Source organism: Exiguobacterium sp. PFWT01 (assembly GCF_018255795.1).
GTDB lineage: Bacteria > Bacillota > Bacilli > Exiguobacteriales > Exiguobacteriaceae > Exiguobacterium.
Genome location: NZ_CP073755.1, coordinates 598,603 through 611,957, shown reverse-complemented (window position 1 = coordinate 611,957; position 13,355 = coordinate 598,603). Strand labels below are relative to the sequence as shown.

At 45.4% G+C, this 13,355-nt stretch carries 7 protein-coding genes; 1 reads left to right on the top strand and 6 read right to left on the bottom strand.

Going from position 1 to position 13,355, the window contains the following annotated elements; genetic code table 11:
- Positions 1–3 precede the first annotated feature (3 nt).
- Positions 4–1,272, bottom strand: coding sequence for a dynamin family protein (locus tag KD909_RS03290; protein WP_211782370.1), 1,269 nt, complete (start codon positions 1,270–1,272; stop codon positions 4–6).
- A 494-nt stretch (positions 1,273–1,766) separates the two neighbouring features.
- Here KD909_RS03290 and KD909_RS03285 point away from each other — a divergent pair, with 494 nt between their 5' ends.
- A complete protein-coding gene (locus tag KD909_RS03285; RefSeq protein WP_211782369.1) occupies positions 1,767–2,873 on the top strand; it encodes an acyltransferase family protein in 1,107 nt (368 codons plus the stop codon).
- Positions 2,874–3,187: 314 nt separating this feature from the next.
- Here KD909_RS03285 and KD909_RS03280 read toward each other — a convergent pair whose 3' ends face one another.
- The 5 genes from KD909_RS03280 to KD909_RS03260 form a co-directional block, all read right to left on the bottom strand.
- Positions 3,188–4,525, bottom strand: a complete 1,338-nt coding sequence (locus tag KD909_RS03280) for a trypsin-like peptidase domain-containing protein (protein ID WP_211782368.1) — start codon at positions 4,523–4,525, stop codon at positions 3,188–3,190.
- A 353-nt stretch (positions 4,526–4,878) separates the two neighbouring features.
- Complete coding sequence (locus KD909_RS03275) at positions 4,879–5,226, bottom strand: hypothetical protein (RefSeq protein ID WP_211782367.1); 348 nt, start codon at positions 5,224–5,226, stop codon at positions 4,879–4,881.
- Between the two features lie 131 nt (positions 5,227–5,357).
- Positions 5,358–8,051: an Ig-like domain-containing protein gene (locus tag KD909_RS03270; protein WP_211782366.1), complete on the bottom strand. Its 2,694-nt coding sequence runs from the start codon at positions 8,049–8,051 to the stop codon at positions 5,358–5,360.
- 924 nt (positions 8,052–8,975) lie between these two features.
- A complete protein-coding gene (locus tag KD909_RS03265) occupies positions 8,976–10,292 on the bottom strand; it encodes an Ig-like domain-containing protein (RefSeq protein ID WP_211782365.1) in 1,317 nt (438 codons plus the stop codon).
- A gap of 267 nt (positions 10,293–10,559) precedes the next feature.
- On the bottom strand, positions 10,560–13,238 hold the full coding sequence (locus KD909_RS03260) for a S8 family peptidase (RefSeq protein ID WP_211782364.1): 2,679 nt from the start codon (positions 13,236–13,238) through the stop codon (positions 10,560–10,562).
- Positions 13,239–13,355 lie beyond the last annotated feature (117 nt).

Here is a 13,355-nt window from a genome sequence, read left to right as displayed (position 1 = left end):
CAATCACTCACTTTTCATGAAATTTAGTATTTGTGTAAATCCAGTACGCTCATTGATCACGGTTTGATTGGTATTCGCATCTATTCCGAAATAAGTTTCGAAGTAACTTTTCATACGTTGTTCACGCTTAGTCAATAGATGAAAATCTTGATTTAATAGTCTTGTCGCAATGGCTGAGGTTCCAATTATTTCAGGATTTAAAAATCCATTTTCCTCTAAAAATTCTTTTGCAGCTTGTATGTAGTACTCGTGTGTCTCCCCCAGTTCAGTATCTAGTTCATCGATTTTATTTAATACAAACAATACTGGACGATTTTCTATGTACTCTTTGACAAGGGACAATAATACTTTTTCGTCATCAGTTCCTAATTGAGTAGCATCTAACACGACAATGACTTTATCGTACGTAAAGTGAATTAAAGTCTGCTCCGTTACCTTGTAATGATTCGCTTTCCAGGAGCTATTTGTTCCAGGAGTATCGACCACTGTGTATTGATAATTCATCAATGCTTCAGTCGATCGACCGCTCCAAAGCGTCAACTGTCTCCCACCTTCATGTTCTGATTCATTCAATTCTTCTAACCAGCTTGCAGTGTTTAAAGTTGATGACAAGATTCGATGGTCATTATCTGATATGAACTCTTGAGCTAGTGTCGGAGAATGTTTGTATTGGAGTGAAAAATTAGTTGTCACTTGGTTTTGAGTTTTTGCCCAGTTTTCTCCTAATACATTGTTTAGAATTGTTGATTTCCCAGCGCTCATCGTTCCTAGAATTAACGTTGTTCCAAGATGTGACGATTCTGATTCATAAGGAATAAGCCAAAAATTCAATTGTTTACGTTTCTTCAATTGCCAATAAGATTGATTTATATTCGAGTCAGCATGGAATGAATCATCTAGCAGGTAATTCATTTGTTCTGAACTCATCTCAATGGATTGTAAGATGAGACGCAACTGCTCTTTTTTATGGGGAAACATGCTAACGATATGAAGAATTAATTCATCCGCCAAACAGTACCAGTATGATTTTGTACCACTCCACTTAAAGCGCAGTCTATTTAAATCATTCATGATTTCACGAAGACTACGATTGTCTTGATTCGGAGTGAGATTTAATAGTTTTTCATAAAAAGATCCTAACTGTTTTTCATTTCCATCCAATTGATGAACAATTAAATTCAATCCATCGATATATTTTCGTTGATAATCTTTACTTAATTTTTTCAAATGCCACTCGCTATATGACCTTGTCAACACATCATATCCGAACATAGAAAACCACCTTTCTCTTTTCATTCCATTATATAACTTTAAATTGTCTTGGTTATACATTTTTTTGTATAGGTTTATCTTATTTTGTATATTTTATATACAAAAGGCTATATGCATTTGTACAGATTACAAACACACATAGCCCGATTCACTATTCTCTAATCGATTGTTGAAATCAAACTGGTCTCACATCCCTGTTTCAAGAACGTACGTTTATCAACTAAATACATAATCTTTGAAAACGACGAAACGACAGGCCCATCGAAATAAAGTTTCACTATACCGTGTCCTGCATGTGGGAAACGTGACAGCTTCAGCTTCATCAATCCGACTGACTACTTAGTCGCCATCAGCTAAACCATATTAATCAAACCATTCCCATATTTTATAGAAATGATGATGTAAATAATATGGGAATGGTTTATTGTAGAAAAGGTATTTATGAACCATCAGGATGTCAACGACATAAGATGGTATAAAGGAGACTTCATCAATTGCAAAAGCTCGGTTTTTTAGACGCCCTACGAGGCTATGCAATCCTCGGTGTGGTGTTGACGCACGCGACACGACCTTTTCAACAGTTGCCCGATTGGTTGTATCAAATCGGTATACAAGGATCACGTGGCGTTCAACTCTTTTTCATCGTCAGTGCATTCACTCTTTTCTATTCATTGGAACGGTATACCACCACTCGACAGATTCCGCTCCAAGACTTTTATACGAAGCGATTCTTCCGAATTGCTCCGATGTTTTATGCCGCGCTGCTCTTCTACTTGAGCTTCGACTGGATCAACGCCTCGATCGGGATTTCGACGTCTTATCCGGACGTGACACTCGCTCTTTTCCTCTCGACGTTGACGTTCAGCAACGTGCTACATCCAGAATGGTTGTTTAGTCTTGTACCAGGTGGATGGTCCATTTCAAACGAGTTTTTGTTTTACTTGTGTGTTCCTTTGTTGTTCAAACTCGTGAAGACCATACGTCAAGGTGTCGTGTGGACGGCCGCCACGCTCATGTTGAGCATCGTCCTCCATTGGCTCACCGAACAGAGTCAACCTTTTTTGGATGTGAGGAGCTTTTCCTTCTATTGGTTCCCAAACCAATTACCAATCTTCCTAATGGGGATTACCTTATATCTCGTATGGCGCGACAACACATGGTCTACTCGTTCCTATCGCACGATGACCATCGTTTCGATTTCACTACTCATCTTCCTCGGTGTCACCCCGTTTGATGTCTATAGCGCATTCCCGAAACATGCACTTTTCGGTTTAGCTTTCTGCCTGTTCGCTCTCGGTCTTTCCGGTATACCAGGACGTATCCTCAATCATCGGGTGATGCAGTATATCGGACAGATCAGCTTTAGCTTGTATTTGGTTCATTTTTTCGTGCTTGACGTAGTGAAACACTATATGAAAGACGAATGGGTTCAACAATATGGCACAGCGACCATGTGGATGTCGACGTTCCTCGTGACACTCATCGTTTCTGGAATCATCGCATCCGTCACGTATCAGATCATCGAACGTCCGGGCATTCAACTAGGACGATCACTCATTCGGCGACGGCAAGCACAGAAACAAACGAAACAAACAGCCTAAACGGACAATCATCTGAAACATGAACGAACCCTGAACGCACACCAAGCAACGCGTGTATGTCCAGGGTTCTTTTACAGTCTTGGGTCAATGTCGTGAGCCATTCCATGTCTTTCATTCACTCACGCCCCGTCAAATCAGTTCACTTTATTCGAAAGAAGCGCTCATCGTCCAATGGAATTCCATTCCCTGTCATGCCCGGACATGAGACACGCCTGTCACTTTGGTTCGGGCGACAATTCCTAAGAGTAGCGTCCGGCGAATCGAGACATTGATTTTGCCATGCGTAAACTATCATCCCTCATCTTCCGACACGCTTATTTCAGTTCGTAATAAATCGCATACGGCTGGCGCACATATTCACTTCGGGCGAGACCCGAAATCGGGAACGCTACAATAAAATATTCACCCGGCGGGATGACGAGGTCCAGTGCTTCGTAATAACGCCCCTCATCCATAAATTCCTCGCTATATCGAATCGAATCGCCATTTGCATCGAACAATCCGTATGCCCAGTGCACACCGTTTTGGTTGTTCGACCAACCTCCGACCATCGACAACGTCATCCGGCGTTCAGTCCGGAAATAATACGTATCGACATCATCTTGATGTTGGACGGCCCCGGAGAGATGCCCAGAAGCGAACCGAATCACGTCCGCGTCATCAAACGAATCGTTGAGTTCTTGTTCCGCTGTCTCCCCTTCACCCGAAACGGCCGGAATCACATCCGAACCGGACGAAGGTTCCTGCACATTCGCAATCGTCTCACGACCATATTGCATCGCATCGAGTTGTTGAATCGGAACCGCGTAGTTCATGTTTTGTGAATCCGTAAGAATTCTTGTGACCACGCCAATTACTCTTCCGAATTCATCGACTAAAGGCCCTCCCGAGTTTCCAAACGTTGTACTCGCCGTATATTGCAGGTACGAAAGACCGTCCAAATACACGTCTCGATTACTCAAAATCCCTTCCGTGATCGTATTCGAGACGCCTCTCGGACTCCCAAGCGCATAAATGACGGAACCCGTACTACCTGCTTTGGCCACCGGTAAGGTCGGAATGGACTGAAGAGACGGCACATCTAAAATCGCCAAATCTAACTTGTCATCAAAGCGCTTCAACTTGAGCGTTTCGACCTCGGTCCCGTTTGCGAATCGGATACGAGCGTATCGGTTCGATTCACCCGAAACGACGTGAAAATTCGTGATGACTTCCCCTCTCTTCGTCACGAACCCACTCCCTGTAGAAGTGAGTCGATCGGAAGCATCGTACATCTCAATCGTCGCAACGGACGGATTGACCGCCTTGAACGCTGCTTGCGCATTTAATTTCTTCGGTTTGACCGTCACACTGATGGTCGACTTTAACTTCGTCTTTTGGACGGTGACCGTGATGGTCGCTTTTCCGACAGCTTTCGCTGTAATCTTTCCATTTTTCACGGTCGCCACTTTCGGGTTCGACGATTTCCATACGTATACTGGTTTTTTCATACCACTTGCTTTCGCCTGTACCGTCTTGGATTGGCCGACCTGTAACGTCACGCTTTTTGGAGAAACCGTCAAGCTTGCCGCGGCAGCCGTTGTAGGTAAGCATGTACTGATTAATAGAAATAGGATTGCAAGAAGAGAAAACTGCGTTACGAACCGTTTCAAATCACTCGACCTCGCTTTCGTTTTTAGTCCATTTGTATGAATGCTTTCTATCCTCTTCATCGTACCAACCTAGGTCTTTCGTCGGATGACACTTATCATTTTTAAGTCAATCAGTAATTTAAAATTGAAAGGAAATCGTTCGACAAGATTCGTCATGTTCACATCACCAGCTTCTCCAAAAGAAACGAATCGCCTTCGGCGATTCGATCCCGTCACTTCATTCTCCGTCCCATTCGCTCCACATCTTTTTGGTCCATTAGATGTTTGCAATGAAACATCCTTGAACTACTCACCGCCTAGGTCTTGCTTGGAGGTGAAGGATTTCTGAGTGGACCGAGGAGAATTTAATTAGGCTAAATCATCGATCCGGTTGGAGATTCCAGGATGAGTTCAGCTTCTACTTCTCGTTGATTCCTAAGTTCACAATTCGGGTACAACCACTCGCACTGATCGAGATGCTTCACGTCTTTATGTTGATAGTCGCATCTTAAACAGGATCGGCTCCAAGGGAACGTCTTACCCAACCCCACACCAACGATGACGAGGAAATGCTCTCCGTCGAGTCCATGCAAGAATTCCTTCATGAGCGTATAGCCGTCATCCGGTCGATGGATGGTCCGCCCCTTATAGCAGACCATCCCTTCTTTGACGAGTTTGATACTGACGATATCGATACGATTTGCAGATTGATTCGGTTTCATCGTTTCTCCTCCTTTGGACATAAAAAAGCACCCTGAGCCACGATGGTCAGGGTGTATCAAAGGAATAATATATATTTGAAAACAAAAACAACGCCCCATCAAATCATGACACGGCGTTGTTTGAAGAGAAATTATTTTGCTACTGAAGCTGATGTGAAGACAAGTGCATTTCCACTCTCATCAGTTACATCTAATCCAGTACCTGCTTTAAGAGTGATTGTTTTCGCATACTCTGCAGGAGTAATATCGTTAGCTAGAGTAATAGTGAATGTCTTACCTGACGTGTCAGAAAGATCTTCTGCAATTGTAGCTCCAGTTTCGGCAACATCACCGATAAGAACTTCGAAATCATTTGCAGCGACTACAGATCCAGTAACAGTTGCTTCTTTAATGTTTTCGCTAAATACAACTTTAATTGTATTGAGCCCTACTAGTTGTGCAGAAGCTACTGTAGGTTTAACATTTTCAGTTAAAGATTCAGTAGTTGTTACACGATCCATCATAACTCCAGCGGCACTCTTAACGTTTTGAATAGTTACAGTACGCTCACCAGTAAGTTTGATTGAACCTTCTTCAAGAGTCAAACGAACAACCGCTCCGCTTGCATCGTTTTGAGTGAAGATTGCACTCTTAACAACCGCACCTTCGATTGCATAGTTCGCAACATTTAATGCAGACGAAACATCAAGTTGGCGATCAAACGATACTGTATAAGTGTCGTTATTTACTTTAGTGATACCGTTCGTACCAGCTGTAGTAAGTGCAGGTTTTCCAGTATCAACGTTAGTTGTACGTGTGAATGATACTGTAGTTTCCTTGCTGTCAACACCAGCTTCGTCCACTACAAGACCAACTGGAAGAGTGAGCGTGTATGCGCCTGATGTCAATGACGCAAGGTCAAGACGTACTGATTTAGATTTTCCGTTCGAAGGATTATTAAGTTCGAAGTTCATCCCTGGATCAGTAATATCAGTAGCGATTGGTGTAATAGTCGACTCAACAAAGTCTTTCACGACTTTACCAGTGATTGATTTAGCACCTACTACTGAAACGTTCTCATCGTAGTTCAAAACTAAGTATTCTTTACCGTTGATTTTTTCAACAGTTGAGTTAACCAATTTCGGTGCGACAGTATCTTGTTTGAACTCAACGATACGACTGAAAGCATCGCCAGCGTTGCCACTCAAATCTGAGTAAGTTGCTTCAATTTTAGCCAATGCTGAAGTTGCCGGTGGAGTTACTAAACTGTTAGTCAATGTAACAGTGTAAACCAAACCGCTTGCATCCTTAGTAATTGAGCCTTCGATTTCGCCTGTACCTGGAGTAGTTGTGACTACAGTATCGCCATTAACTTTGATTGTTGGGTTGCTAATCAATTTCTCACTGAATGTCATTGTGAAAGTTTTATCATTCACTGTAGAAACTGCTGTTACAACCGGTTTCACTGTATCGTTTGCAGATTTTTTGACAGTAACTTCTACAGGGTTAGGAGTAATCAAATTGTCGCTGAAATCTTTTGCTCCAATAATAGTAACCTTGTAGTCAGTGTCTGCTTTTACGTTGACGTTAGCGAGGTCAACAGTAACACTCTTACCGTCAGCCGAAAGTGTTCCGAACTGAATATATGCATTGTTAGCAGAGATAGATCCTAAAGATTGAAGTGGCTCTGAGAATTTGATGACAGCTGTCTGATAGTTCGAATAAGTTACTGATTCGACCATTGGACGGACGTTATCTTCAGCATTAACAATTGCAGAGTAAGCTTTTACAGCTTTTTCATCTACAGTTTTAACAGCATCTTGAACCGTTACAGCATATTGTCCTTTAAATGCTGTAGTTGCGGTTACAGTTACAGTCTTTCCATCTTCGCTCAAAGTAGCTTTTAAAGGAGAAGAAAGGGCTGTAGCAGAGCCGACAGCAGTAAGGCTTGAGTTAATTAATTGATCAGAAGAGTTGATAATTGTATCTTTTTTGATTGCTTTGTTGAAAGTGATAGTAAGTTCTTTAGCGTTAATCGCCTTCACTTCTTTAACTTCTGGTGCTTCAACTGTGAAGTTGACAGCGTCAGTCTTCACTTCGCCTGAGCGGAGGATGAATGAGTGGTTACCAGCAGGAAGCTTAGCAGATTTAACTGTAAGTTTGCCTTCTTTCACTTCAGCTTGAACAGCTGGAAGTGGAGCGTTCATGTCGCGACCTGCGAAGACTACAAGTTCAACTTTCTCGCCATCTTTAAGGTTCTTCACGTCAGCGTTTACAGAAAGAACTTCTGCCGCTTGGTCTACTGAAGAAGAAACGTTTTCGATCTTAAGGTCAGCATCAACAACAGAGTATTTCGCAACAACTGTGATTGTCTTGCCATCACGAGTGTACGTACCTTTGACTTCGTAGTCGCCAGCTTTGTCTGTTTTTGCGTCTTCCCATTTCACGTCAACGAAGTAAGCGCCGACTGCAAAGTTCGCTTTGAGTTTCGCAGGAAGGACCAACTTGCCGTCAACTTCAACTTCTTGTGGCGCTACAGATTGTTGGAAACCAACAACGTAGTTTGCAATCTTGATTTTGATTGTCGTTGGAACTTTCTTCGTTCCAGCGTAACCTTTGACTGTCTGCCATGTGTTGACTTTCTTCATGTCGATTCCTGATTTGTACCAAGTGATCTTAGAAGAACCCACTTTAGCAGGAAGTTTTACTTCTCCACCAGTAAACGTCATCGGTGCAAGCTCGATTACACGTTTTTGTGCCGCATCAACCGATGCAACTGGTGTAAGTGCTGCTGCCGCTACAGCGAACGCTGCGCCAGCTGTTAATACTTTTTTCTTTTTCGTCATGTTGAAAAAATCCTCCCTTAAGGTAGTTAGGTTTTTTCTACCGACCTTGCTTGCCGATCTTCTTGGAACAACCAATCGCCTGTGACTCGTTTCACGACTATGTACCCATCCCTTATGAAGACCAGGTGCCACTCCCCCGGTAGATGCTCTTTCAAGATACCAATCTTGAACAATTTACCAAGACTGTTCTTGGAAAACCTTACATCCATAATATACATAACCCTTCCAACGAGCACAAGCGTTTTTTTTGATTGAAATGGTAACGTTTTTGAATTTTGGATATTTTAGTTTAATTCATTTTACGTTTTCCCTTTTTTTCAAATTAATTTTTCGGCTTATAATGGCTTTTCAAAGCTATTTTCGACAGAATAACTGAAAATACGACAACAAAAAGGGTATATTTTACTTTTTCTTTTATTTTACATCAACTTTTCTTAGTTTCCTTTTTTTAAAGTCAATTTTCCCATATTGAAAATCATTGACCTATCTATCAAAACCTTGTTTTCCTAAATTTTGTTTTCTTCGTATAGCAGTCATTGAGACTTTAGTCTGATGCGAGCGATCTTCGTTCTGGTCGAGCCGAATCGATTCATATCTTCCTTTGCGTAGTATCCGTCAGAATCAGTCCATTCACGCGCCCTGCCTTCTTTTGCGTCCGCTATCATCAACCCGGTCCTGCTTCAAAATGAGGAACACTATTCCTCACTTCCTTCCTTTAATAAGATGCGCTGCTCGGTTTGACACGTCAAACTACCGATTTCTTGCCTCCCCTTCTTCCGACGCGTGCCGTTTGATGCTGTCAAATTATCTTGACGAACAGTCGCACGTCCTTCTTTAAAATATTGGTCGTTCACGGACACGAGACATACAAAAAACACCCCGAGGGAGAGACCGTGTCTCCCCTCAGGGTGTCATGTATTCGGATTAAAACCCGGCATATTGAAGTGATTGAATGAACGCACGCTTCTCGGCCGTCGTCAGATCCCACTTGTATTCATACTCGTACCCTTCGATCGTGATGACGACCGGGCGATCGAGACGAACATGTTGTTTCATGAAGGCGATCAATTTCGCATTTGGCTTGAACACGTATGATTCTTCGACCGATCCGTCCTCATACTCGTCATAACCGACCTCCGCTGCCGGAATCGCTTGCGCGTATGTCGCCGAGCCGACTCGAATGTGGAACTTCTCAAACTCTAACGGTACACCATCCTCCGCATAATAACTCATGAGGAAGAACGTCGCCTCTTTCGAAGGATGTCCCAAGAAAAGTGGTGCGAACGTTTCAGCGTATCGTGTCGACGCATCCGAAGCGAACACTTCTTTATGGAGCGTCAATCGCGCCCCATCTGCGTCAATCCGGTAATACTTGTTGTAAAACGCATGGTGCACTTTAATCGTCGATGCTTGGCTGCGGTTGCCGGAACGATCACGGATCACGAGCGAGAGGAGCGTGTTTTCACGTTGTCGTGGAATGACCACCGAAAACTCTCCTTTCGCCGAGACAGGTGCCGAATATGTTTTCGTCCCGATCGTGACGATTGCCGTCGTATAAGGTTCTGCCGTTCCAATCACGCGCGTCGAGTACGCCGTGACCGAATATTTGAGGCGTCCTGGATTCGGGGCCGTCTTGTCTGCGATGACGGTCGTCTTGCTCCAAGCGCTAGCCGTGCCGTCTTTGGCGATGCTACGAGCCGAAATGACCGAACCCGCTTTTTGACTGGCAATCGCCTTGCGGAACGTTCCGTTCGAGTAGAACTTCCCTGTATACGTCTTTTGTCCGATTTTTAATTCGAACGCGGCGTATGGCGCGCCTTTTAGTTCGACGAACGGAGAGGACGTCGTCACTTGAGAGAGTTTTGGCGATGTCGGCACGTTGACCGTTGTCTTCTGGACGATGACCTGTGTCACGTCACTTACGTTACCGGCCCCATCCACCAATCGAACGTCGATTGTCTTGCCGGCAGTTTGTGGCGCCATCGTAAACGTCGCTTGACCATCGGCCGAGATCACACGTTCATATGTTTTATTGTTGATCAGGATGAGCGCTTTCGCTCCTACCTCGCCTCCGATTGTGACGGAAGTCGACGTGTCCAACGGGACCGAGACGACCGGCGCAGCCGGTGCCGTCACGTCCTCTGCCACCGGGTCGGTTTCTGCCGCCACGTAGGACGGGGCAATGCCACTAAAAACAAGCGCACCCGTTAAGAACAGTGCGACGAACTTTGGTTGTTTCATATGAGATGATTCCTCCTAAATAATGTATCTACTTTGCTACATTCTTATACTACTGGTTTTTTTAAAAAAAGGGTACATATTTTTCTATTTTTTCCTCTTTATTTTAAAAAATACTTTAACTCCTCTTGAAAAAATAATAACGAAATAGAAAAAGTCTTCTATCGAATGCTTGAACTAGAAAAGACTATACAAAAGAAGTCCAGACACCATCCATCGGTGTCCGGACCTCTTTTGCAACTATAGCGAAATCAGTGTCTGGCTCTCATCTTATTTGACGATGACCGTCGATACGCTACTTACTTTTTTTGTCACATCCTCCACGTGGACAGACAATCGTTCTCCTTTTTTCAGCACACGTGTCTTAGCCGTGAAGGCTCCGTTCAACGTCACTTTCCCCTTGCCGAGGATTCGTTTTTGTTGATCGCGCACGATGACCGTCATTCCCGCTTGCGCTTTGCCGGTCACTTGCGACGCATTCGCACGTGGTACGTTCACGATCGGCGCTTTCGGACGGTATCCTTTCGCCACGATGATTCGTTCACCTGTGACGTACTTGCCGTTTTCATAGACGACACGAAGGACCGCTCCCGCTTTTTGTGGTTTGATGGCAAAAGTGGCGGCAGACTGTTTCGCCGTTCCTTTTCCAATCAACTTCTGACCTCTGTATACTTTAACAATCGTGCCCGTCTTCGCCTTCACGCGGAAGATGGCTGCATTGTCTTGTACGCCTGCCTGAGACGGGTTGATCCGTTGCATCGACTCGGCACGGAACACGTCCACTTTTCCGTATCCGCTCACAAGATCATAGTACGGAAGGAGTGGCTTGTCCAACTCATCGAGCAAGTATTGTAACCCATCGTCCATTCGTGGGTCGCGCGGTGCGTCCCCACCCGAAAACGCTAGTGGTTGTGCCGTGCGACGAAGCAGTTTACGCATTTGTTCAACCGTCAGTGACGGGTGATTCGACTTCAAGAGCGCCGCAACTGCTGCGACGTGTGGAGTCGCCATGCTTGTCCCATCCATATAGACGACGTTTCCGTCCGGTACGAGACTCGCTACTTTCGAGCCTGGTGCGACAACGTCCACATTGATTCCGAAGTTCGAATAGTCTGAGACGACTCCGAACGTATTCGTAGCTCCGACCGAAATAGCGTATTTCGATGATGCCGGGTACGAGACGCGTGATTGTCCATCGTTCCCTGTTGCCGCGACGACGATGACGCCACGGTCATGCGCATACTTCATCATGTAGCCGAGCGTTCGGCTCTCGTTGCCTCCGAGGCTCATGTTGATTACTTTTGCTCCGGCATCGACCGCATACTTGATTCCGAGAGCGATTTGGTCCGTATCTCCCGAACCACCGGCATCGAGCACTTTGACCGGTAAGATCGTCACATTCGGTACGATCCCTCGCATCGAGACACCGTTGTCACGAATCGCTCCGATGACACCGGCGACGTGTGTCCCGTGACCGTGGTCATCGATGGCATCGCCTTCCCCGTTCGGGTCAACAAAGTTCTTCGCGTTGGCGACATCAACTTTTCCTTTAAAGTCAAGGAGACGGTGGTCGACCCCTGTGTCGAGGACGGCTACTTTTATCGCACGTCCCGGAAGTTTTAACGCTTCATAACGATCAAGTCCGATTCCGGCATCCTGGAACGGCTTGAGAATAGATTTTGAATTGATTGCCCATTGATAATCCAGGCTCACGTCCGTCGCGAACGACTTATACGTTTGCACCGGTTCGATGTATTCAACGTTTCGGTCTGATTCGAGCGTCGACTTCGCCTGTGCCCGCATCTTTGTCGATGCTTCTTCGACATCGACGAGCGCGAAGAAGTCTGATGGCGAACCAATCGCAAGACGCTCAGCCGAGACATTGCTCATCGCATTCATTTTTCCAAGTGAGCGACTCGGAGCTGATTTGTATTTGACGATGTAACGAGGAGCATCACTGCCGTCCGTCTGAATCGTCATCCCGATTTTGCCGAAAAGGTCGGACACAGGCGTTCCTGCGAGCGAATCCATTTCGAGCGCTGTCGCGATTTCGCTGACCTCACTTTGAAGAGCCGTTGGGACGCTCGACTCTACCAAGGCGTGGAGACGTTTGATCGCCGCCGCGTCTTGCGTCTTCAGTGTGTAGTCTTTTTTGTCGACAAGCGCCGTCAATAGTGGACGGAGCGTCTTCAAATCGGTGAGTGCGTTCTTTCGCTTCTCTCCGTCAAACGTGACCGCCTTGACGATAAAAGGTGACGCACGGTAATAAAGCGCGGACAAATCACGACCTTCTTGCGATTTGCCAAGTACCTCGTTTTGTACACGACGAATCAGCTTGAGCATCGAATCGCGCTCCGGGGCCGGTTGGACGATCGATTCGACGGCACACATGTCGCCGCCGACCTGCTCGTATTTGACCGGGAGTTTGACCGGGTTGACGACGAGCTTAATGTCTGACGCAAACATCGAAAGGTCTGGTGCCGGTGGTTCTTCGCCTTCCGGTACCTCTTCTGTCGGCATGTTCATCATCTCTTCACCGAGTTCCATCGGCATATACTCGACCTTGATGTAGTATGGACCTTCCCACGCGAACGGGAAAGCGATCTTGGCCGTCTGTTCTTCCTCTTCCTTTGTCGCGCTCGCGCGATAGCGATCGAACGTCTCATCTTTCGCCGCCATGTCGGCGCTCGGATAGACGCTGATGTTCGCAAGCTTAGACGACTCGAACGTGACTTCCATATGTGTCATGGCTGACGCTTGACGTTCCATCTTGAACCAATACGTGTTGACCGGTTCCGTACCGGTCTTGAATTCGACCGCTTCTCCCGGTTTAAGTAATGTGGCCGTCTTCATTCCATCTCCACTGTCGGCGAGTGCCGGTGGAAGGAACGATAGGACGAGGACGAGAATCGTCACGATCGCCACGAACTGCTTGAATGTTGCTTTCATCATTTCCCTTCTTTCTTATTTTAATCGGAGCGTTTTGCTCCATACCGTTCTACGTAATTTATCGGATTATGTTTCATTAATGTAACAAAAATATTTCGACAATATTTCTACACTGTC

Bases quoted from the DNA above. Each gene is read 5' to 3' on its own strand.
- KD909_RS03290 (WP_211782370.1), bottom strand. From the start codon at position 1,272: ATGTTCGGATATGATGTGTTGACAAGGTCATATAGCGAGTGGCATTTG.
- KD909_RS03275 (WP_211782367.1), bottom strand. From the start codon at position 5,226: ATGAAACCGAATCAATCTGCAAATCGTATCGATATCGTCAGTATCAAA.
- KD909_RS03270 (WP_211782366.1), bottom strand. From the start codon at position 8,051: ATGACGAAAAAGAAAAAAGTATTAACAGCTGGCGCAGCGTTCGCTGTA.
- KD909_RS03265 (WP_211782365.1), bottom strand. From the start codon at position 10,292: ATGAAACAACCAAAGTTCGTCGCACTGTTCTTAACGGGTGCGCTTGTT.
- KD909_RS03260 (WP_211782364.1), bottom strand. From the start codon at position 13,238: ATGAAAGCAACATTCAAGCAGTTCGTGGCGATCGTGACGATTCTCGTC.